Annotated in this window: 18 protein-coding genes; 4 read left to right on the top strand and 14 right to left on the bottom strand. The window is 63.5% G+C overall.

Translation table 11 applies throughout. From position 1 onward, the window contains the following. The first annotated feature begins 53 nt into the window (after positions 1-53). Positions 54-1,109 carry an ABC transporter substrate-binding protein gene (locus tag PHO31112_RS07065; RefSeq protein ID WP_150619858.1) on the top strand — a complete coding sequence of 352 codons (1,056 nt, stop codon included), beginning with the start codon at positions 54-56 and terminating at the stop codon, positions 1,107-1,109. 107 nt (positions 1,110-1,216) lie between these two features. On the opposite strand, the gene PHO31112_RS07060 is transcribed toward PHO31112_RS07065, so the two are convergent. From PHO31112_RS07060 to grpE, 10 genes are all read right to left on the bottom strand, one after another. Continuing rightward, a complete protein-coding gene (locus PHO31112_RS07060) occupies positions 1,217-2,377 on the bottom strand; it encodes a radical SAM protein (RefSeq protein ID WP_150619857.1) in 1,161 nt (386 codons plus the stop codon). Between the two features lie 18 nt (positions 2,378-2,395). Then, positions 2,396-2,758, bottom strand: a complete 363-nt coding sequence (locus PHO31112_RS07055; protein WP_150619856.1) for a hypothetical protein — start codon at positions 2,756-2,758, stop codon at positions 2,396-2,398. 32 nt (positions 2,759-2,790) lie between these two features. Beyond that, the gene (locus PHO31112_RS07050) at positions 2,791-3,348 is read right to left on the bottom strand and encodes a DUF6445 family protein (protein ID WP_150619855.1); all 558 of its coding nucleotides are present in this window, start codon (positions 3,346-3,348) and stop codon (positions 2,791-2,793) included. A 5-nt stretch (positions 3,349-3,353) separates the two neighbouring features. After that, on the bottom strand, positions 3,354-4,304 hold the full coding sequence (locus PHO31112_RS07045) for an adenine nucleotide alpha hydrolase family protein (protein WP_174995595.1): 951 nt from the start codon (positions 4,302-4,304) through the stop codon (positions 3,354-3,356). 194 nt (positions 4,305-4,498) lie between these two features. Then, positions 4,499-5,464, bottom strand: coding sequence for a collagen-like domain-containing protein (locus tag PHO31112_RS07040; RefSeq protein WP_150619854.1), 966 nt, complete (start codon positions 5,462-5,464; stop codon positions 4,499-4,501). A gap of 350 nt (positions 5,465-5,814) precedes the next feature. After that, positions 5,815-7,752 (bottom strand): chorismate-binding protein, encoded by a 1,938-nt coding sequence (locus tag PHO31112_RS07035; protein WP_174995593.1) that lies wholly within the window; start codon positions 7,750-7,752, stop codon positions 5,815-5,817. 4 nt (positions 7,753-7,756) lie between these two features. Continuing rightward, positions 7,757-8,902 carry a molecular chaperone DnaJ gene (gene dnaJ / locus PHO31112_RS07030; RefSeq protein WP_150619853.1) on the bottom strand — a complete coding sequence of 382 codons (1,146 nt, stop codon included), beginning with the start codon at positions 8,900-8,902 and terminating at the stop codon, positions 7,757-7,759. A gap of 127 nt (positions 8,903-9,029) precedes the next feature. Next, a complete protein-coding gene (dnaK, locus tag PHO31112_RS07025; RefSeq protein WP_150619852.1) occupies positions 9,030-10,946 on the bottom strand; it encodes a molecular chaperone DnaK in 1,917 nt (638 codons plus the stop codon). 96 nt (positions 10,947-11,042) lie between these two features. Beyond that, positions 11,043-11,471, bottom strand: a complete 429-nt coding sequence (locus PHO31112_RS07020; RefSeq protein ID WP_246177825.1) for a thioredoxin family protein — start codon at positions 11,469-11,471, stop codon at positions 11,043-11,045. A 124-nt stretch (positions 11,472-11,595) separates the two neighbouring features. Then, a complete protein-coding gene (gene grpE / locus PHO31112_RS07015) occupies positions 11,596-12,141 on the bottom strand; it encodes a nucleotide exchange factor GrpE (protein ID WP_150584510.1) in 546 nt (181 codons plus the stop codon). Positions 12,142-12,440: 299 nt separating this feature from the next. Here grpE and PHO31112_RS07010 point away from each other — a divergent pair, with 299 nt between their 5' ends. Beyond that, complete coding sequence (locus PHO31112_RS07010) at positions 12,441-12,629, top strand: hypothetical protein (protein ID WP_373323717.1); 189 nt, start codon at positions 12,441-12,443, stop codon at positions 12,627-12,629. Positions 12,630-12,822: 193 nt separating this feature from the next. Here PHO31112_RS07010 and PHO31112_RS07005 read toward each other — a convergent pair whose 3' ends face one another. From PHO31112_RS07005 to hrcA, 4 genes are all read right to left on the bottom strand, one after another. Next, complete coding sequence (locus tag PHO31112_RS07005) at positions 12,823-13,224, bottom strand: RNA-binding S4 domain-containing protein (protein WP_010808271.1); 402 nt, start codon at positions 13,222-13,224, stop codon at positions 12,823-12,825. Continuing rightward, complete coding sequence (hemH, locus tag PHO31112_RS07000) at positions 13,221-14,396, bottom strand: ferrochelatase (RefSeq protein ID WP_150619851.1); 1,176 nt, start codon at positions 14,394-14,396, stop codon at positions 13,221-13,223. Before hemH ends, PHO31112_RS07005 begins: the two co-directional genes overlap by 4 nt. A gap of 131 nt (positions 14,397-14,527) precedes the next feature. Continuing rightward, the gene (locus PHO31112_RS06995) at positions 14,528-17,014 is read right to left on the bottom strand and encodes a DUF6600 domain-containing protein (RefSeq protein ID WP_150619850.1); all 2,487 of its coding nucleotides are present in this window, start codon (positions 17,012-17,014) and stop codon (positions 14,528-14,530) included. Positions 17,015-17,238: 224 nt separating this feature from the next. Continuing rightward, a complete protein-coding gene (hrcA, locus tag PHO31112_RS06990) occupies positions 17,239-18,267 on the bottom strand; it encodes a heat-inducible transcriptional repressor HrcA (protein WP_150619849.1) in 1,029 nt (342 codons plus the stop codon). A 75-nt stretch (positions 18,268-18,342) separates the two neighbouring features. On the opposite strand from hrcA, the gene PHO31112_RS06985 reads away from it, so the two are divergent. After that, positions 18,343-19,293 (top strand): NAD kinase, encoded by a 951-nt coding sequence (locus PHO31112_RS06985; protein ID WP_246177817.1) that lies wholly within the window; start codon positions 18,343-18,345, stop codon positions 19,291-19,293. 23 nt (positions 19,294-19,316) lie between these two features. Beyond that, positions 19,317-20,981 carry a DNA repair protein RecN gene (recN, locus tag PHO31112_RS06980; protein ID WP_150619847.1) on the top strand — a complete coding sequence of 555 codons (1,665 nt, stop codon included), beginning with the start codon at positions 19,317-19,319 and terminating at the stop codon, positions 20,979-20,981. The last annotated feature ends 15 nt before the right edge of the window (positions 20,982-20,996 follow it).

Genomic DNA, 20,996 nt, shown 5'->3' with positions numbered 1-20,996 from the left:
TGACGCCCCTTCGGGGGCATGAATAATTCGAACTATCCGGAGACGACAACACCATGAACCGACGCCATTCCACCCCTTCCACACGTCTTGCCCGTTTTGCCCGCTGGGCAAGCGCACTGACGCTCGCCGCGACGACGGCCCTCACCACGCTCGGCAACGCCGCTCACGCCGAAGCCAGCACCGTGCGCCTCTCGCATGGCTACGGCATTCTCTATCTGCCGCTGATGGTCATGCGCGACCAGCAACTCGTCGAGAAGCGCGCCAAGGCGCTGGGGCTCGGCGACGTGAAGACCACGTGGACCATACTCGACGGCGGCAACGTCATCAACGACGCAATGCTCGCCGGCAATCTCGATGTCGCAGGCACGGGCGCGCCGGGCTTCGTCACGCTGTGGTCGAAAGCGCACGGCATTCCGCGCTCGGAAGTGATCGGTCTGTCGGCGCTGTCGACCGGGCCGCTCTGGCTCAATACGAACAACCCGAACATCAAGTCGCTCAAGGACTTCACGCCGAAGGACAAGATCGCGATTCCGGGCATCAAGACGTCGCTCTCCGCCGTGTTGCTGCAAATGGCCGTGGCGAAGACGTTCGGCATCGAGAATTACGCGAAGCTCGATCCGCAGACGGTCAGCCTGAGCCATCCGGAAGCACTGAGCGCACTGCTCTCAGGCAAGACGGAAATCACCGCGCACTTCACCTCGCCGCCGTTCTCATATCAGGAACTGAAGGACCCGCGCATCAAGCGCGTGCTGAATTCGACGGATGTGCTCGGCAACATCACCATCGACGTAGTGTTCGCGCCGAAGCAATTCACCGTGCAGAATCCGAAGCTGGTGCAAGCGATTCTGGACGCTCAGGAAGAAGCCGCCGCCTACATCGCGAAGGATCGTGTGGGTGCGGCGAAGACGTTCCTGCGTGTGTCGAAGATGAATCTGCCGCAGGCCGAAATCGAGCAGATGCTCGCTGACCCGGGTCTGCAATTCACCACGACACCCAATGGCTTGATGCAGTACGTCGAATTCATGGGCCGTGCGGGCACGATCAAGACGCGTCCGGCCAAGTGGAGCGATCTTTTCGTGCCGCAGATGGCAGCACGTCAGGGAAGTTGAGGACGGAAAGGAAGGACAGCAGCGCGGTCTCGCGCCGCTTCGCGGAAGACGACTCCGGTCGATCTCGGGCGCATCGATGTCGCGCCCGGCATCGAACGCGCGCCGCCTTAGCCGATAGGCGTTGCTGTCGAGAGGCGATTCACGTGCGCTCGGACATGTCGATAGAAGCCGATTAACGCGCTGCAATAGAAGCTGGGATTGTCGTAGCTCTCTCCGTCGAAGCGATGAGCGACATAGCCGCCACCGCATGCGACAAACGCCTCACATTCGCGACACGCCGCGTGAACCTCGGGATAACGGGTGCGCGCGAGGTCGACGAAGTCCTGGAGTTTATGCTTCTCAAGACCGAGTCCCGTGTAACTCGCATCGGTCTTGCAGATGGAAAGCACGTCCAGCAGCCGATAACTGCCGTCGCTCTCGACCACCGCAATCGGCGCCAATGCGCCGCCAAATGCGTCGAGTTCGGACCGACGGCCCAGCACGCCCCGGATGAACGTTTCAAAGATGCGCACGTGAAAGGCAGGGTCGTCGATGGCAAGCCACGCATCGAACCCTCGACACAGGAAAGCCAGCAGACGCGCGTGCGTATACGCTTGAATGTGCCGGGGAGGTGCGGCAAAGTTGGCATCGGGTAACAGAAAGTCGACGTCGCTCAACCCCAATGCGCGGAAGTAGCCGAGAATTCGCACCGGATCGTTGTTTGGATCAATGACAGCCAGCACACCGTTGAACACGCGCCGCGATTGCGGGTAGGAAAGGCATAGGCGAATCGCTTGCTCGACGCGCGCCCCGGTGCCTTGCTTCTCGAAATCGTATCGATGCCGATCATGCAGCGCAGGGGGGCCATCGCAACTGATGCCGAGCGTCGCACCAAATTCGGCATACAAGTCCAGCCATGACGTGTCTATCAGCACACCGTTGCTTTGGGTCACGATGGCCAACTCCGCTTCGCTCAAACGATGCCGCAGATGTTCAAAGAAGCGGGCTGTGCGGCGTTTGCCGAGCAACAGCGGTTCTCCTCCGTGAATCTCCAACGTCATTCGTGCCGATGGAAACGCGCGGCGGTGCTCGATCAGACGTTCGACCAACTGGTCGAGATGAGGCTCGCTCAGGAATTTGGGGCGCTGCCGCCATCCTTGATCGACACCCTGATACATGTAGCAATAGTCGCAGTCGATGTTGCAGCGCTCGGCGACCTTGACCATCACCAGAAGGTCGCCGGCACCGCCTGACGCGACATCGCTTCCCTTGCCACTGCGCGTAGTCATCGAGACGAACTCGTCAATTCACTTCGTTTTGCCAGCCGCCGGCGCGCGCGCCTTGGCGGCACTCTCGTCCGGGTGCGGCGCCATCAGCTTCGTATGCGCAGCGAATACCGCCGAGTCGTCGGTTCCCCGAGCCATATCCGAAATCACCGAGGCAATGATATTGGCGCCGGCCGATGCCGCCGCGTCACCGTAGTGCACGAGAATGCCCGGCAATCCCGGCACGTCGGCCAACGGCACGTAACGATCGTCGGATGACACCGGCACCACGCGATACAGCGGCACGCTATCGACCTCATGTCCGAAAGCCGTCTTGATCTTCGCCGATTGCTCCTTGCTCAGACCGAGCGAGCCCACTGGGAAAAACAGTTCCGAAGCTGCCATCTCATTGCCTCCTTCAGGTAAGAAGATACGCATTAGAATTGCGTGTTGAAAAAGAATGTCTGGAACAAACGACCGTTTTCCCTGCTGTCGCCGAAGTGCCCCTGACTCGCGTGAAAGCGACGGCCTCGGAACAGAATCAGGCGGTTGAAGCGATTTGCGATCCGGTCGGTCATCGTCCAGCGCTCCCAGGCGGTTGCGTCGGCATCGCAAGACGCGCGCTGCCGCTCATCGTCGGGGTAGAGATCGAAGCCGGTTTCGTTGTGCTGGAAGAACGCCGTTCCGGCATGAGGTGGTGCGTCCGGCGTAAGGTAGACAACGCCGGACCACACAGTGGTGTGATCCGCGTGCACCCACGTAATGTCCTGCTTGACGCTGTATTGAAACGCGCCGTTGTAGGTGTCCGGCGGCCAATACGTGATCGGCGACTTGACGATATTCTGGATAGCGTCCATCACGCCGTCGTGCAGGAACGGCCCCGTGCGGGCGCCGGGATAGTTTCCTTTTACCGTGAACGCCTGATCCAGTGCAAACGTTCGGACATCGTCCGGGTCGCGATAGAAGTTGTCGGTAACGATGATGGAATCGTGCATGTGACTCACTCTGGTTTATCAGAGACTTCTGGGGTATCGGGCTGCATCCGGTCGAGAACCCACTGCTGATGTTCCGGTGTGATCTCCGGACGATCCACTTTCTCGAAACCCGCCCGGCGATCGTAGAAGCCGGCTCGGATTTCCTTCGAGACCTCATAGATATGCGGATTGAAACCCTGTACGTCGTAAAGATGCTGCTCCACCACACCGATCAGTTTGCAGTTCGATGTGTTGCCGGCCATTGACACTGGCTTCCAGCCCGCATCTCGAATCCATTGCATTTGCTCTGCCTCGGTGAGTTGTCTGGCCAAAAGCGGCGAGGCGCAGATGAAGCCGTTGTCCGCTTCACGCTTCGTGAAGCCGCTTACGGGATAGGCAAGCGGCGGAAACCGATGACCACTGAGGATGAGACGAAGATTGAGTGCCCGGCAGGTCTTCGCCATCGCGGCAAAGACGCCGCTGATGCACGATGAGCAGGGAATACGCCCCGAAGTCGATTGCAAAGACTCGCGGGCAATCCTGCGAATATCAATCTTTTCGATCACCAGCGACACACCGAAGCGTGCACAGAACGATGACGCGTTGTCCTTGACTTCATCGGGAATGAACCCGTTATCGACGAGCACGGCGACGGGATGCAGGCCCAACTCCTTGACGGCGAGCAGCAACGTGAGGGCGCTGTCCTTTCCCCCCGAGAATGCCAGCACGCAATCCGGTGTTCCCGTGCCCCGGCACGCGGCCACCACATCGAGAAGTTTGCGCTGCGTGTAATCGCCGCGCGCGGATTCGGCAGCAAAGGCATGACAGGCATCACAGATGCCGTCCGGTGCGATATGCACGCCGGGTAGGTCCTCGGTAAGCAGACACCGCTGACAGTAGCGATCAATCGCCTGTGCAGTGCCGCTGACGGCATCGACACGAAGTCTGCGCAACGGCGCGCCGGTGGTATCGAACAACTTCGCACGTTGTTCCGCCGACAAATTCATGAGGGTTGACGACATGATCGCAACTCCAATGTGAGCTATCGAAAGCGATATCTCATCAGGGATTCGCGGCTCGGCGAATCGGCTGCCGAGCCGCCCAATTTGTCAACGAGCACGAGAGCGCAAGCCCTCTGCGCACTCTCGTGCCGTGGACATCGGCATTGCGATCAATGCAGCCCTTGCGAGCCTTGAATCCCTTGAGCCTGCTCCGAGCCCTGAACACCCTGCGGGCCTTGCGGACCCTGCACACCTTGGGCGTATTGATATCCCTGCGGACCCTGCATGCCCTGCGGGCCTTGCACACCTTGGGCGTGTTGATAACCCTGCGGACCCTGCATGCCTTGCGGGCCTTGCACACCTTGCGCGTATTGATATCCCTGCGGACCCTGCATGCCTTGCGGGCCTTGCACGCCTTGCGCGTGTTGATATCCCTGCGGACCCTGCATGCCTTGCGGGCCTTGCACGCCTTGCGCGTATTGATATCCCTGCGGACCCTGCATGCCTTGCGGGCCTTGCACGCCTTGCGCGTATTGATATCCCTGCGGACCCTGCCCACCTTGCGGGCCTTGCACGCCTTGCACGCCTTGCGCGTGCTGATACCCCTGCGCCCCCTGCATGCCTTGCGGACCTTGTACGCCTTGCGCGTATTGATATCCCTGCGGGCCTTGCACGCCTTGCGGGTGCTGATATCCCTGCGGACCCTGCATTCCCTGAACGCCCTGCATACCCTGCGGCCCTTGCATACCTTGAACGCCCTGCATGCCTTGCGGGCCTTGCACACCTTGCGCGTGCTGGTATCCTTGCGGCCCTTGCATACCCTGAACACCCTGCATACCTTGTGGACCTTGCATGCCTTGGGCGTGCTGATAACCCTGCGGGCCTTGCATACCCTGGATGCCTTGCATGCCCTGGGCACCGCGCATACCTTGCGGGCCTTGCACCCCCTGGACTCCCTGCAAACCTTGTGCACCTTGCATACCCTGCGCACCTTGCACGCCCTGCACACCCTGTATCCCTTGAAGCCCCGGGAAATTCGACACCACTCGAATCGCCCCGATACGTTGTCCGGTCATCGCCTGGATATGGCGAATCTGGTCTTCGTTAAGTTGCAGTTCCAGATCGTTCTCGTTCATGTTTTCTCGCTCCTAGAGTCAAATAAACATCGGACGCCGGCTCCAAGGATTCTGTGCGAGAAACGCACTGACGCGCCAGCGCGCCGGCAGCCCAATGACTATCAACAGAGGTCGACTTCCGCGAGAGGGAGAGCGATTTTGCCAACGACGCCACCGTGCTCGTCGGTGAAATACGGGCCAGCCGGACAACGATGACCGATGGTCGTATAAGCGGGAGACCCCGCAGTACGCGGGGGAAGAAGAAGATTCTATTGAGAATTTTCCCAGTGGATTGATGTGCCGTGCAAGGCACAAACCGCGTTGCGCGGTTTACCTCTGGGAAGGTGACAGGCGCTCGTGCTTGGCTCGCGTCACGCGTCTGCGGCGGCAACCAAGCGCGCAGGAAGTGCCCCGCGTAGCGCGTTGCACACAACGATCGCCTGCGCGTTGAGCACGTCTTCGCGCGTAAGCACGGCCTCCACCGCCGCCCACGCCGGATCGGCGAGCATCACACTGCGCATCACGCCCGGCAGCACGCCGGACGATAACTGCGGCGTCATCCAGATGCCGTTGCACTTGACGAACACATTGCTGCGCCCGCCCTCGGTCAACTCGCCCCGTTCGTTGAAGAACAACACGTCGAAGGCGCCCTTCGCTTCTGCGGCACGCCAGGCGTCGTCGTATTGCGCACGCACAGTGGTTTTGTGACGTAGGAACAGGTCAGCCGCTCGTGTGGCACTTGCATCCTCCGCAAGTAGCAGCACCGACACCGTTTTGCCCGGCAGGGGCGCCAGCACCGCATGCGTGACGACTGCCGTGCCGTCGTGCGAGAGCGCCAGACGAACTCGGTGAACGGTGTCTTCCATGAACGTTGCGACTACCGCGTCGAGTTGTGCACGCAACGCCATACCGTCAAAGCGGAAACCGAAATACTCTGCCGATGCCGCCAGACGCGCGAAATGTCGCTCGACATGCGCCACGCCGCCGCCTCGCGTCGCCTGCATCGTCTCGAAGAGTTCGAAACCCGGATCGAGCGCGCTCAGAAAACGCGCCTTGAGCTTGCACTCTTCGCGCTCCTCCTCTGCTTTGCTGTCGAGCACGATTCCCGCGCCGACACCGAGCCTGCCTCGCCGCAGTCCGCCGGCATCCGGGGCGTCGAGTTCCAGCGTCCGAATCGCGACGGACAGGCAGAAGTCGCCAAGCGCTTGCGGGTCGTCTTCACGTGCATCGAGCCAACCGATTGCGCCGGTGTACAGCCCGCGCGGCGACACTTCCAGTTCGCCGATCAGTTGCATCGTGCGATGCTTCGGCGCACCGGTGATCGAGCCGCACGGATAAAGCGCACGTAAGACGTCGGTGAACGAGGTGGCGTGGGGCAGCGCCGCCGTGACCGTCGACGTCATCTGCAACACGCTCGCGAAGCGCGTCACTTCGAAGAGTTTCGGCACCTTGACCGACCCCGGCGTCGCGATGCGCCCGAGATCGTTGCGCAACAGATCGACGATCATCAGATTCTCGGCGCGATTCTTCTCGTCCGCGGCGAGTGCGGCACTACGCTTGGCATCCTCCGCCGCGTCGCCACAGGCGGGGGCCGTGCCTTTCATCGGCCGCGCTTCGATCCGGCCACGCGAATGACGCAGAAACAGTTCGGGCGAGAGCGAAAGGATCGCGCGGCCCACGACACCCTGCGCTCCGGGCAGCATGACGAGCGCGCCGTAAGGCACCGGCTGACGCGCGCGTAACCGGCGGTATAGCGCCACGGGGGAGCCGAACGCATCGAAATTCAGACGGTAGGTGTAGTTGATCTGATAGCACTCGCCCTGAGCGAGCCACTCGTGAATGCGGGCGATCGCATCGTCGAAGCCAGTTTCGCTGACGTCGGCTTGCAGCGCCGCCACACCGGCGACGCCTGGGCGGCGAATGTCGTCGCTGCCACCCCCCGTAGCGTGCGCGGGCGCCAGTCCGTCGCTGGCATACGCCGCCTCCTGCCGCGACAGCCACACTTGCGTCTGCGTGGCGTCGAGCCGCTGCAATTCACGGAACAGCAGCGCGCGAAACTCGCCCGGCGCACGACGCGTCGTCACCGTATGCACGCCACCAAGACGCACACCGAACTCGTAGTCGGTCAGCAGCACGGCATGCAGGCCGTGACGCGAGGCGTCTTCCACTTCGCGAAGCGCGTCGGAAAGCACGCCGGGCTCGTCGCAAGTCACCTCGCGTACGAGCCCGGTATACAGACGCGCCCCGCCGGCCGGGTCCGCGCTGTCGTCCAACAGCGCGAATGCGGCCAAAGGCGCTTCACTTTGCATGGAATTACTCGAAGAACTGCTTCACACGGTCGAACCAGCCCTTCGACTGCGGGCTGTGACGAGCGCCGCCCGCCTTGAGCGAGGTGTCGAAGTCACGCAGCATCTGTTTCTGCTTGTCGTCGAGCTTGACCGGCGTTTCCACCTGCACGTGCACATACAGATCGCCCGGATAGCTCTCGCGCAAGCCCTTGATGCCCTTGCCGCGCAGGCGGAATGTCTTGCCCGTCTGCGTGCCTTCGGGCACCTCGAAGGTCACCTTGCCGTGCAACGTCGGTGCGTCGATGTCGCCGCCGAGGGTTGCCGTGACGAACGAAATCGGCATCTGGCAATGCAGATCGTTGCCGTCGCGCTCGAACACGTTGTGCGCCTGTATGTGGATTTCCACATACAGGTCGCCCGCCGGACCGCCATTCACCCCCGGCTCGCCGTTGCCGGACGACCGGATACGCATGCCGTCTTCGATACCCGCCGGGATCTTGATCTCCAGCGTCTTGGTCTTCTTGATCTTGCCCGAGCCGTGGCAGTTCGTGCAGGGCTCGGGAATGTACGAGCCGGTGCCATGGCACTTCGGGCAGGTCTGCTGAATGCTGAAGAAACCCTGCGACATGCGCACCGTCCCCGAACCGTTACAGGTCGGGCAGGTCTCGGGCTTCGTGCCCGGCTTCGCGCCGTTGCCATGGCAGATCTCGCATTCTTCCCAGTTCGGCACACGAATCTGCGTGTCGAAGCCGTTCGCTGCCTGCTCGAGCGTGATCTCCATGTTGTAGCGCAGATCCGCGCCGCGATACACCTGCGGGCCAGCCCGGCCGCTACGGCCACCGCCGGGGCCGCCCTGACCGAAGATGTCGCCAAAGATGTCGCCGAACGCATCTGCGAAGCCACCGAAGCCCTGACCGCCCGCGCCGCCGAAGCCGCCCATATTCGGGTCGACGCCCGCGTGACCATACTGGTCGTACGCAGCACGCTTTTCCGGATCGGAGAGCATCTCGTAGGCCTCTTTGACCTCCTTGAATTTCTCTTCGGCGTCCTTGTTTTCCGGATTGCGGTCCGGGTGGTACTTCATCGCCAGCTTGCGATACGCCGCCTTGATTTCTTTGTCTTCGGCGTTCTTGGCGACGCCAAGGACTTCGTAGTAATCACGTTTGGACATAAGTCTTTCCAATGTTGTTGCATGTCGCCATCAGGCAAAAAGCCGGGTCGAGATTCCCTTTGCAGAGAACTCCGATACCCGGCCTACACGCAGCGCACATCTGTGTGCGCTGCGCGCCATGCACACCTTACTTCTTGTCGTTGACTTCTTTCACTTCAGCATCGACGACGTTATCGTCATGCGGCTTGCCTTGCTCGGCGCCTGCGGCGCCGGCCTGGGCCTGCATGTCGGCGTACATCTTCTCGCCGAGCTTCTGGCTCGCAGTGCCCAGCGCTTCGACCTTGGCATCGATGTCTGCCTTGTCCGACTCGCGCAGTGCGCCTTCCAATGCCGTGATGGCCGATTCGATCGCTTCCTTCTCCGAAGCCTCGATCTTGTCGCCGTATTCGGTCAGCGCCTTGCGGGTGCTGTGCACCAGCGCGTCGCCCTGGTTACGGGCGTCGGCCAGCTCGCGAGCCTTCTTGTCTTCTTCGGCGTTCAGCTCGGCATCCTTCACCATTTGCTCGATCTCGGCATCCGACAGGCCCGAGTTCGCCTTGATGACAATCTTGTTTTCCTTGCCCGTGGCCTTGTCCTTCGCGCCCACGTGCAGAATACCGTTGGCGTCGATGTCGAAGGTCACTTCGATCTGCGGCGTGCCACGTGCGGCGGGCGGAATGCCTTCGAGGTTGAACTCGCCCAGCGACTTGTTGCCGGCAGCCATCTCGCGCTCACCCTGATACACCTTGATCGTCACGGCCGGCTGGTTGTCGTCCGCCGTCGAGAACACTTGCGAGTGCTTCGTCGGGATCGTGGTGTTCTTCGTGATCATCTTCGTCATCACGCCGCCCAGCGTTTCGATACCGAGCGAGAGCGGGGTCACGTCGAGCAGCAGCACGTCCTTACGGTCGCCCGAGAGCACCGAACCCTGAATCGAGGCACCTGCGGCCACGGCTTCGTCCGGGTTCACGTCCTTGCGCGGCTCCTTGCCGAAGAACTCCTTGACCTTCTCCTGCACCTTCGGCATGCGGGTCATACCGCCGACCAGAATCACGTCGTCGATGTCGCCCACCTTCACACCGGCATCCTTGATGGCCAGGCGGCAGGGCTCGATCGTGCGTTCGATCAGCTCTTCGACCAGCGCTTCGAGCTTGGCGCGCGTGATCTTCAGGTTCAAGTGCTTCGGGCCCGAGGCATCGGCCGTGATGTACGGCAGATTGATTTCGGTCTGCTGGCTCGACGACAGCTCGATCTTGGCCTTTTCCGCCGCTTCCTTCAGGCGTTGCAGCGCAAGCACGTCCTTCGACAGATCGACGCCTTGTTCCTTCTTGAACTCGCCGATGATGTAGTCGATGATGCGCTGGTCGAAGTCTTCACCGCCCAGGAACGTGTCGCCGTTGGTCGACAGCACTTCGAACTGGTGCTCGCCGTCCACATCTGCGATTTCGATGATCGAGATGTCGAACGTGCCGCCACCCAGGTCATACACCGCGATCTTGCGGTCGCCGCCTTCCTTCTTGTCCAGACCGAAAGCCAGTGCGGCGGCGGTCGGCTCGTTAATGATGCGCTTGACTTCCAGACCGGCGATGCGGCCGGCGTCCTTGGTGGCCTGACGCTGGCTGTCGTTGAAGTAGGCCGGCACCGTAATCACGGCTTCCGTCACCGGCTCGCCCAGATAATCCTCGGCGGTCTTCTTCATCTTGCGCAGCACTTCAGCGGAAATCTGCGGCGGGGCCAGCTTCTGGTCGCGCACTTCCACCCAGGCGTCGCCGTTGTCGGCCTTGACGATCTTGTACGGCATCAGGCCGATGTCCTTCTGCACTTCTTTTTCTTCGAAGCGGCGGCCGATCAGGCGCTTGACAGCGTACAGCGTGTTCTTCGGGTTGGTCACCGCCTGACGCTTGGCCGGCGCGCCGACCAGGATCTCGCCATCGTCCATGTACGCGATGATCGACGGCGTGGTGCGGGCCCCTTCCGCGTTTTCGATGATCTTGACCTGATTGCCTTCCATGACGGCCACGCACGAGTTGGTGGTGCCCAAGTCAATACCGATAATTTTGCCCATTTGAATTTCTCCTAGCGTCCTTTGCGTCTTTCTTTCGGGCCAGCGGCCCATTCAATTCATTGATCTGCACGACATATGGGTGCAGCCCGGTGCATTTCAAGACCCTTCCTGCTGTCCGGTTTTGCCCCCCGCCGCCGCGATTTTCTCGCGTGCGGCGGCCACCGCCAGCCGGAACTGGGGCAAACCCTGCCAGCCGGTCGCCCGGCCCAGCGTCTTGCCTTCGTGGAAGAAGAAAAACGTCGGTACGCCGTGTAACCCGAAGCGCTTGCCCAGCGCCGCATCGGCGTACACGTTGGCATGGAACCAGCGCAACCCCAAGGCTTCAATGGCCTCGCGCTGCGCGAGCATGGTCTTCTTGGCGACTTCGCAGTTGAAACAGTCGACGCCCCAGAAAAACACCACCGCCAGCGCCCCACCTGCCTCACGCAACCCTTCATCGAACGTTTCGGTCGTCAGCGCCTGCATCGAGAACGCCTCGAATACCGTGCCGTCGATACCCGCCATGCCCGGAAGGTCACCTGCCATGATCGCTATCCTTACCTGTTGCCCAGCCGCCCTTCGATGCCGGCGTCAGCCGCCTGCCGTGCCTTGCGCGCCAACCGCTTCGCCTACCCGAACCGAAGCTTGCCATGATGTCATGGCAGTACGGTTACTTGCTTGCTGCGACGGTCACCAACGCCGGGCGCAGCACGCGGTCGGCGATCAGATAGCCTTTTTGCAGCACTGCTACTACGGTATTCGGCTCCTGTTCGGCCGGCACCATAGAGATGGCCTGATGCTGATGCGGATCAAACTTTGCGCCGGCCGGGTCGATGACCGTCACCTTGCTGCGTTCGAGCGCGGAGACGAGTTGGCGCAGGGTCAAGGCGACGCCTTCCTGCAGTTTGGCGACGTCGCCGCTCTGGTCGGCTGCTGCGGCCTCCAGGCTGTCGATCACCGGCAGCAGGTTCTCCGCGAAGCTCTCCACGGCGAATTTGCGGGCCTTTGCCACTTCATCTTCCGCACGACGGCGGACGTTCTCCATCTCGGCGCGGGCGCGCAACGCATCGTCGCGCAGGCTCGCCGCTTCGGCCTGTGCCGCCAGAAGTTGCGCCTCGACCGAGGGCAGCGCGTCGTTCGCGAGCGCAGCGTCGTTCGGGGCCGCTTCGGCCTGGGACGGAATCGGCTGGTCGGGGGTGTTTTGCTGTTCAGTCATGAGCTTGAGTCGTCAAAAGGTTCTTGCAGCGCACCACGACGATGCGCCACCGGTTCAAATCCCTTTGCATAGTAGGGACGTTCACACCGATTTCAAGAGCTGGCGGGCATTCTGTGCGCCACATCGGTGCGCGCGGCGTTCCGGAAAATATCCGGTTACACGCGTTACGAGTCTTCTATTGTATCGGCCGTTGCTGCGACCTAACATGAATTACGGTCCAGTTGATGGATGTGCCGTGCTGGACCCGGCCGCTCGCCGGACATTCTTCGTCCAGCGTAGTGTTCTTTCAGGAGCGCATCATGAAGCTGCCACTGGCTGTTGTCTTCATCCTTGCGTTGGTGACGACGGTGACGATTACGATCTGCTTGTCTGGCGCAGTCACCCGGCGCGATACCGAATACGGTAGCGTGCGGGCCGTGCTGCACCACTATGTCGAAATGCCGGGCATGCCGGCGCACTCGTCCAACACTGGAATCCCTTCGCGCTGATCGCCCCGGGCGCGCGCGACATGTTTTCGTTGTGCGCGAAGCCGTTTTCCCGATTCGTTCCGCCCCTCGCGGGACAGCTGAATTCCGCTCCCCCACGCTCGCCGCTGCGCACTTCGCCAGCGGCGGCGTTCGTTCGGACGTTGAAAATGCCGCCGATGAGGGCAGATCGGGAGATTGTCAGAACCGGCGTACGCTACTCGCTCACGCCGCCCAGACGCCGCCGGTCCCGTTTCGTCGGACGCCCGTGCATCTGCGCCGCCGGCTCCTGAAACAGACGTCGGCGCTCACTCTCGTCAGCCCGCGCCTGGATACTGGCTTGCGTTTCCTCATACAGTGACTGCGCGACGGGCGCCGAGCCCCGGACTTCTGCGATGGCTTTCACCCGCACTTCCCAGCGCGTACTGCCATTGTCCACCGTGACGAGGTCGCCCGGGCGCACGTCGCGCGCCGGTTTGACGCGAGCTTCGTTGCAAAGCACGCGGCCGCGGTCGACCGCTTGCGTGGCGAGCGAACGTGTCTTGAAGAAACGGGCGGCCCACAGCCATTTGTCGATGCGCGTAGCGGCCTGCGGGGAATCGTCGACCTTGACCGTCACGTACTGGCTCCCGACGGGTTTTGCGCCGCGGCGGCGGCCGCTGCACTGGCTTCGTCGAATGCGGCCATGGCCGCGACCTGGCGCTGACGCGTCGAGGCCACCGCCGCCGCCGATGCCTGCGCCGTGCCCTCTGGCGTGAGCACCGGCCACCCTTGCAGATGACGCGCCGCAATCTCGCCAAGCGCCGTAATCCAGGCGCTCGCGCCATTCAGGCACGGGACGAAGTGGAACGCCTTGCCGCCTGCCGACAGGTACGTGTGACGGCCTTCCATGTTGATTTCTTCGAGCGTCTCGAGGCAGTCGGAGGTAAAACCGGGGCAGAACACGTCGACACGCGGCGTGCCGCCACGACCGAGTTCTTCGAGCGTCGGTGCGGTATAGGGCTGGAGCCATTCCGCCTTGCCGAAACGCGACTGGAACGTAAGACGGCAGGTGGTTTCGTCCAGACCGAGCGCGGCAGCCAGCAGGCGCGCCGTCTTCACGCACTGGTCATGGTACGGATCGCCCAGATCGAGCGTGCGGCGAGGCACGCCGTGAAAGCTCAGCAACAGCCGTTCGCCGGCGGCGAAATCCGGCCGGCCGTGCTGCTGCCAATAGCCCTCGACCTGCTGACGCAGCGCCTCGATGTAGGCGGGATGATCGTGATAGTCGCGCACCGTGCGCACGTCGGGTTGATTACGCAGCCGGCCGAGTACCCGGAACACGGCGTCGGTGGCCGTGGCCGTTGTGCTGCTTGAATACTGCGGATAGAGCGGCAGGACGAGAATGCGCTCCACGCCGTTTTGCCGCAGCGCGCGAATGCGCTCGGGAATCGACGGATTGCCGTAGCGCATGGCGTAGTCGACGACCACGTCGTAGTCGTTCGCATGCAGCAAGGCGCGCAACGCGTTCGTCTGATGCTCGGTGTTCACTTTGAGCGGGGAGCCGTCGCGCGTCCAGACCGTCGCATATTTCTGCGCGGATTGACGTGAGCGAAACGGCAGGATCACCAGCCGCAGCAACGGCTGCCACACCAACGGGGAAATTTCCACGACGCGCGGATCCGACAGGAACTCGCGCAGATAGCGACGCACGGCCGCAGGGCGTGGCTCGTCAGGCGTGCCAAGGTTAATCAGCAGAACGGCAGTCTTGCCGGACTGGCCATGCGAAATAGGTTCGGGATCGAAGCGCATGGATCGTACTTTACCGCAAACCCGACCCGAATCCGGCGGACACGGGCTGCCCTCCGCCCTCTGCGCTCTGCCCGCCCCTCCTCTGCGCCGGCCAAGCTCGACGCATAGGGGGAACGCACGCGATGCGACGCTCAGCCGTGCGGACGATCGTCTTCTTTTGCCGGACGATGCGCGGCACTCGGATGCTCTGCCTCGTGCGACGGTGCACGCGCGCCTTCCGGCTTGCTTTCACGCGGTGCGGGTTGCGGGTGCGGAGGCTCTTGCGGCTGAGGACGGGGAGCCGTCTGCGGACGCTCCGGCTGAGACTGAGGTCTCGGTGCCGCTTGCGGCCGCTCGATCTGCGGCTCCGGACGCGGCTGAGGCCGCTCCATCTGCGGTTGCGGGCGCGGTTGAACATGCTCCACTTGAGGCTGCGGCTGCGCTCGCGGCGCCGTCTGGACCTGTGGCTGCGGCGCCTGCGGCTGCGACTGCCACTGCTGAGGCCGGCGAGCCGGCTCGGTCGCTTCCGGTTGAACACGCTGAGGTGCCGGTGGGACGGGTGCATTGTGCGTTTCCGGCGGTGCCACCGGAACCTGCGGCGATGGGCGACGCATCTGCATTTCGCGTTGCGCCGCGTCGTGTCCGGGCTGCGGCACTGCCTGCGGTGCTTCGCCGCGTGTGGCGGGCTGCCCCGGCGCATTCATTCCCGGAGGATGCGGCACCCCAGACGGCACCGCCGGCTCACCGCGCACCGGCGGTTGGGCCTGCGGCGCAGGTTGCCCCGGACGATTCTGATAAACGCCATGTCCCGCATATCCCGGCGCACCCGGAACGCCTGGTACTCCCGGTACTCCCGGTACTCCCGGTACTCCCGAACGCCCCGGAGCGCCCGGAACACCCGGCTGGCCGGGCACCCCTGGCGCACCATACATCGGCGGAACCACGACAGTCGACGGCAATGCACCGTGCGCCGGCGTTGCCCCCGTGGCACCGGTTGGCCCGAGCGCCGGTTGTGCGGGCGTCGCCCCATTCACACCCATCGGTGCACCAACCGGCCCATGCGTGCCCACGACGGTCACACGTGGTTGCACACGCCCCTGCACGTCCGGGGCGCCCGGCCTCATGTTCTGCGCTAGTTGCGCGTTCTGGAGGAAAACCAACGGCGTACCGCCAGCATTCGGCACTGCGTGCAGATTGCTCGTCAGTTCGCGCGACGGCATCACGCGCGCCTCCGGCGCGCGCGTGGCGAGCACCGGCCGGTTGAAAACGCCCGCCGGCGGGGCTCCTGCGGCGCGACGGCTGTTGCCGAACACGCTCTGCTGCACCGGTGCGACCCCCGGCGTATTACCCACACGCCACGTCTGGCCGGCATGCGGTGCGGCCAACGCCACCGGCGCACCTACCGGGCGGCCCTGCACGAACGACTGCGCGGGCATCGTCGACATAGCGCCGCGCACGTTGCGATTCACGTACACGTTGTTGACGTTGATGTTCGTGACGTTGGTCGTCTGGATCACCGTCGACCGATTGATGTTGGTGACGTATGACGAACTGGCGCGATACGCCGGACGATACGGATCATGCGGGCCAAGCGCGAACCACGCGAGGCCCGCGCCGCCTGCTGCAAACGAGATGCCCCACCGATTCCCGCCGCTGCTCCCGCTCACCCAGCCGACCAGCGCCGGGGCGTACACCGGACGCACGGCAACCGGTCCAGGCACCCAGCACCAGCGCGCGTCGACGTACGCCCACCGGCCGTAGTGATAGGGCGCGAAGCCCCACGGGGCGTCATCGACCCATGTCCAGCCCCACGGATCGACCCAGACCCAATGGCCGGTGCGATATGGCGCCCAGCCCGAAGGCACGTCCGACGGCACCCAGACGGCGCCGTAGGTCGGGGTTTCTTGCCACGCACCATAGTCGTCCAGGCTTTCAAAGCCGGTCATGTCGCGCGGCACATAGCGAGCCGAGACGGAGGCGTCCTCGCGCGCGTCGCGCTGGCGTACCCATTGGTCGAACGCATCCGCCGCGAGCGGGTTGGTCGGCTGCTGCGTCAGGTTCTGACCGACGAACGCCACGCGTTGCCCCTGTTGCAGCGGCACCGAGGCACCCTGTCCATACACGGTGGCCGCGCCACGCCAAACGCTCACAGTCGTTGCGCCGTTCGGATCGACGTCGACGCGATATTCCCCGGCCTGTTGAGGGACGAACGCCAGATTCGGCGTATCGATCTCATATGGCTGATTCGGATCGTAGGTTCGCAGACGCAGTCCCACCGTCCCCTGCGTTACGTTCAGTTGCACATTTTGGTCGGTCACGGCAGACAGCGCGACACTTGTGGACGCGCCTATACGTACCGCCGTACCGCCCACATGCATCTCGGCGCGGCCGTTGCGGTCGACCCAGATGGCGTCGCCGGTGGTCAGCGGCCGGTTGCGGTTGGCGTAACGCCAATCGCTGGTGCCGGCGGGCGCATAGGTCACGGTGCCGTCGAATTCGCTCAGACGGGCCACCCGGCCCGGGGGATCGGCGCTCTGCGCCTGCGCCAGTGCAGGTACACCTGCGGCGCCCAAGGCCCCGAGCGCAAGCCCGACGCCGAGATAACGGACCATCGTCCGCCAGGAAATCAGGGATTTCATAGACACTCCGGGCCCTTTCCGTTCACGCGCCGCGCGTTGCACTGGCCGCGTTGCCTTGTCGCTCTGTCCGAATCCTTTGACGAACGCGATGATCGCAACTTCTTCGCCATAAGTGACGCTTCAAGCGTAGGCCTGCCATGTGTGACAGCGTGTAAAGGAATGCTACGGGTTTGTAACGCAAAGGCGAAGGGATGCCAGGGCGACGCGCCGGCACAAGCCGCCGGTCAGTGCTGGCTGAGTGCGTTGGAGAGCAGCTTCGCCGTGATGTCGACGATCGGGATCACGCGCTCGTAAGCCATGCGCGTCGGGCCGATCACGCCCAGCGTGCCGACGACTTCGCCGTCGACTTCGTACGGTGCCGTGACGACCGTCATCTCTTCGATGGGCACGAGGCTCGACTCGCCGCCGATGAAGATCTGCACGCCCTGCGCGCGGCTCGACACGTCGAGCAGTTGCAGCAAGCCGGTTTTGGACTCGAACACGTCGAACAGCCGGCGCAGCCGTTCCATGTTCGACGACAGATCTTCCACGCCCAGCAGATTGCGCTCGCCCGAAATCAGCACGCTCTCGCGCGTGGTGTCGGCCATGGCGTCGCTGCCCGCCTGAACGGCGGCCTGCATCAGGGCGCTCATGTCGGAGCGCAACGCGTCGAGTTCGCCGCGCAAGTAACCTCGCACGTCGTCGAAGCTGTGGCCGCCGAAGTGGGCGTTCAGATAGTTCGCCGCTTCGACCAGTTGGGCCGGGGAATAGTCCTTTTCCGTCAGGATGATGCGGTTCTGCACGTCGCCGTCGGGGGTGACGATGATGAGCAGCACGCGCTTGTCCGACAGGCGCAGGAACTCGATTTGCCGGAAGATCTGGCTGCGGCGCGGTGTGAGCACCACGCCCGCGAACTGCGAGAGATTCGAGAGCACCTCCGCCGCCGAGGCCACCAGTTGCTGCGGACCCGCCGGTTGCAACCGGTTCTGCACGTGCGACGCGAGTTGATGCGCAGCCTCGTCGAGGGGGCGCACCGCCAGCATGGTGTCGACGAACAGACGGTAGGCACGCGGCGTGGGCACGCGACCGGCGGACGTATGCGGGCTGGACACGAAGCCGAGCGACTCGAGGTCGGCCATCACGTTGCGAATCGTCGCCGAAGACAGGTCGAGCCCGGAATAGCGGGAAAGCGTGCGCGACCCGACCGGTTGGCCATCGGCGATGTACCGTTCAATCAGGGTTTTGAGGAGCGCTTGCGCACGTTGATCTAGCATGGCAAAAATTGTAACGCGAAATGTACGCACGCGGCGTGCGGCAAACCCCGAGGCAAGAACCGTGACCGGCGGCGCATGCCAATGGTTGCTGTCATCGACTTATGGTGTAATGGCGGCATGAAAACAGGGAGCCCTTTCAAGACCGTAGCGCTCGTCGGGAAATACCATGCCGACGGCGTTGCCGAACCTTTGCTCACGCTGGCGGCATGCATTGCCCAGCGCGGGCATCACGTCATGTTCGAGCGCGACACTGCGCAGAACATCGGCGCAGGCGCCGATTCGTACCGCACCCTCGACATTCAGGAAATCGCCACGCAGGTCGATGTCGCCGTCGTCGTGGGTGGCGACGGGACGATGCTTGGCGTTGGCCGTCAGCTTGCAGCGTCGAAGGTACCACTCATCGGCGTGAACCACGGACGCGTCGGTTTCATCACCGATATTCCGCTCGACGACATGCGACAGGTCGTGCCGGCCATGCTCGAAGGACATTTCGAAGGCGAGCAGCGCACGCTGCTGGAAGCTCGCATCGAGCGCGATGGCCAGACGCTCTTCGAGACGCTCGCGTTCAACGACGTGGTCGTGAACCGCTCGGGCATCTCCGGCATGGTCGAGCTGCGTGTCGATGTCGACGGCCGCTTCATGTACAAGCAACGCTCGGACGGCCTGATCGTCGCCACGCCCACCGGCTCGACCGCGTACGCGCTCTCGGCCTCCGGCCCGATCCTGCATCCGCGTCTTGGCGGCCTGGTGCTCGTACCCATCGCCCCGCATGCCCTCTCGAACCGCCCCATCGTGCTGCCGGATTCAAGCGACATCGTCATCACGATTACGGGCGGACGCGAAGTCGGCGCCAACTTCGACATGCAGTCGTTTGCCGAACTGCGTCAAGGCGATCAGATTCTGGTGAGCCGTTCCGAACATCAGGTGACGTTCCTGCATCCGGTCGGCTACAACTACTACGCGACGCTGCGCCGCAAGCTGCACTGGAACGAGCATATCTCCGACGAAGATACGCCGCAGAACTGACCTCACGCCTGCCCCGATATCCCATGCTACGCAGTCTCTCGATTCGCGATTTCGTGATCGTCGATCGTCTCGACCTGGAATTCTCCGCCGGTTTCACCGTGTTCTCGGGCGAAACCGGCGCGGGCAAGTCGATTCTGATCGACGCACTGGCGCTGGCCATGGGCGAGCGCGGCGACACCAGCATGGTGCGCAACGGCCAGACGCGCGCCGACATCACCGCCGAGTTCGCGGCGGATGCCGAAGCCCGCCCCGATCTCGAAGCCTGGTTGCAGGCGCAGGCGCTCACACTCGAAGAGCACGGCGGCGTGCTGCTGCGCCGCGTGCTCGACTCGGGCGGACGCTCACGCGCCTTCATCAACGGCACGCCCGCCACGCTCGCCCAGCTGCGCGAACTTAGCGAGATGCTCGTCGACATTCACGGACAGCACGCGCATCAGCAACTGCTGCGACCCGATGCGCAACGCCGTCTGCTCGACTCGCATGCCGGCGCCACGCAGCTCGCAGCAGATACGACGGCGGCGCACAAGGAATGGCGGCGTCTCGTCAAACGATGCGAGGAAGCGCGCGGGCGCGATCGCGAGTTGCAACTGGAGCGCGAACGCCTCGAATGGCAGACGTCGGAACTCGACAAGCTCAATCCGCAGGAAGGGGAGTGGGACGACGTGAGCGCCGAACATCGCCGGCTCTCGCACGCCGCCAGCCTCATCAACGGCGTGCAAGGCGCACTCGATACGCTTGCCGAAGCCGATGGCGCCATCGTCCCCTCGCTGGGCCACGTGGTGCATCAGATTCGCGAACTGGCCGAGATCGACGCGGGTCTCGCCGATACGCTGGCCGCGCTCGAGCCCGCCGAGATTCAACTGCGCGAAGCCGTCCACTCGCTCACCCATTACGCGCAACGTGTCGATCTCGATCCGGAGCGCCTCGCCGTTGTCGAGCAACGGCTTGACGCATTGCATTCAGCCGCGCGCAAGTTCCGCGTCGCCCCCGAGCAACTGCCCGCCGAGCATGCCGAACGGCGCGCACAGCTCGAAGAACTGACAGCCTCGCAGGACACGGCCGCCATGCAGGCCGCGGCCGACGCCGCGCACGCCACCTATCTCAAGCTGGCGAAGGAGTTGTCGAAGGCGCGCGCCAAGGCGGCGGCATCGCTCTCACGCGAAGTCACGCGCGCCATGCAGGATCTCTCCATGCCCGGCGGGCGCTTCGAAGTCACACTGAGTCCGACGCCCGAGCCGCAGTCCTTTGGTCTGGAGACGGTGGAATTTCTCGTCGCCGGCCATCCGGGGGTGCCGACGCGGCCGTTGGCCAAAGTGGCCTCCGGCGGCGAACTGGCGCGCATCAGCCTCGCATTGCAGGTGATCGCGAGCAGCGCGAGCCTCACACCAACGCTGATTTTCGACGAAGTGGATTCCGGCATCGGCGGCGCCGTGGCCGAAGTGGTCGGCCGTCTGCTGCGCGAACTCGGTCAGGGACGGCAGGTGCTGTGCGTCACCCACTTGCCGCAGGTCGCCGCGCTCGGCCATCAGCATCTGCGCGTGACGAAGCGCAGCGACGGCGATACGACGATGAGTGAAATCGAGCCGCTCGGCCGTACGGAACGCGTCGAGGAGATTGCGCGGATGCTTGGCGGTGTCGAAATTACGGCAACGACGCGCAAGCACGCGCGGGAGATGCTCGCGCTCTGAGTGCGTTCATGACGC

The organism is Pandoraea horticolens (genome assembly GCF_902459555.1).
Taxonomy (GTDB): domain Bacteria; phylum Pseudomonadota; class Gammaproteobacteria; order Burkholderiales; family Burkholderiaceae; genus Pandoraea; species Pandoraea horticolens.
Note: the sequence above shows the minus strand (reverse complement) of the source record. Positions and strands in the feature narration are given on the sequence as shown.

Excerpts from the sequence above, each read along its gene's own strand:
- PHO31112_RS07065 (WP_150619858.1), top strand. The coding sequence starts at position 54 with ATGAACCGACGCCATTCCACCCCTTCCACACGTCTTGCCCGTTTTGCC.
- PHO31112_RS07060 (WP_150619857.1), bottom strand. The coding sequence starts at position 2,377 with ATGACTACGCGCAGTGGCAAGGGAAGCGATGTCGCGTCAGGCGGTGCC.
- PHO31112_RS07055 (WP_150619856.1), bottom strand. The coding sequence starts at position 2,758 with ATGGCAGCTTCGGAACTGTTTTTCCCAGTGGGCTCGCTCGGTCTGAGC.
- PHO31112_RS07050 (WP_150619855.1), bottom strand. The coding sequence starts at position 3,348 with ATGCACGATTCCATCATCGTTACCGACAACTTCTATCGCGACCCGGAC.
- PHO31112_RS07040 (WP_150619854.1), bottom strand. The coding sequence starts at position 5,464 with ATGAACGAGAACGATCTGGAACTGCAACTTAACGAAGACCAGATTCGC.
- PHO31112_RS07035 (WP_174995593.1), bottom strand. The coding sequence starts at position 7,752 with ATGCAAAGTGAAGCGCCTTTGGCCGCATTCGCGCTGTTGGACGACAGC.
- dnaJ (WP_150619853.1), bottom strand. The coding sequence starts at position 8,902 with ATGTCCAAACGTGATTACTACGAAGTCCTTGGCGTCGCCAAGAACGCC.
- dnaK (WP_150619852.1), bottom strand. The coding sequence starts at position 10,946 with ATGGGCAAAATTATCGGTATTGACTTGGGCACCACCAACTCGTGCGTG.
- PHO31112_RS07020 (WP_246177825.1), bottom strand. The coding sequence starts at position 11,471 with ATGGCAGGTGACCTTCCGGGCATGGCGGGTATCGACGGCACGGTATTC.
- grpE (WP_150584510.1), bottom strand. The coding sequence starts at position 12,141 with ATGACTGAACAGCAAAACACCCCCGACCAGCCGATTCCGTCCCAGGCC.
- PHO31112_RS07010 (WP_373323717.1), top strand. The coding sequence starts at position 12,441 with ATGAAGCTGCCACTGGCTGTTGTCTTCATCCTTGCGTTGGTGACGACG.
- hemH (WP_150619851.1), bottom strand. The coding sequence starts at position 14,396 with ATGCGCTTCGATCCCGAACCTATTTCGCATGGCCAGTCCGGCAAGACT.
- PHO31112_RS06995 (WP_150619850.1), bottom strand. The coding sequence starts at position 17,014 with ATGAAATCCCTGATTTCCTGGCGGACGATGGTCCGTTATCTCGGCGTC.
- hrcA (WP_150619849.1), bottom strand. The coding sequence starts at position 18,267 with ATGCTAGATCAACGTGCGCAAGCGCTCCTCAAAACCCTGATTGAACGG.
- PHO31112_RS06985 (WP_246177817.1), top strand. The coding sequence starts at position 18,343 with ATGCCAATGGTTGCTGTCATCGACTTATGGTGTAATGGCGGCATGAAA.
- recN (WP_150619847.1), top strand. The coding sequence starts at position 19,317 with ATGCTACGCAGTCTCTCGATTCGCGATTTCGTGATCGTCGATCGTCTC.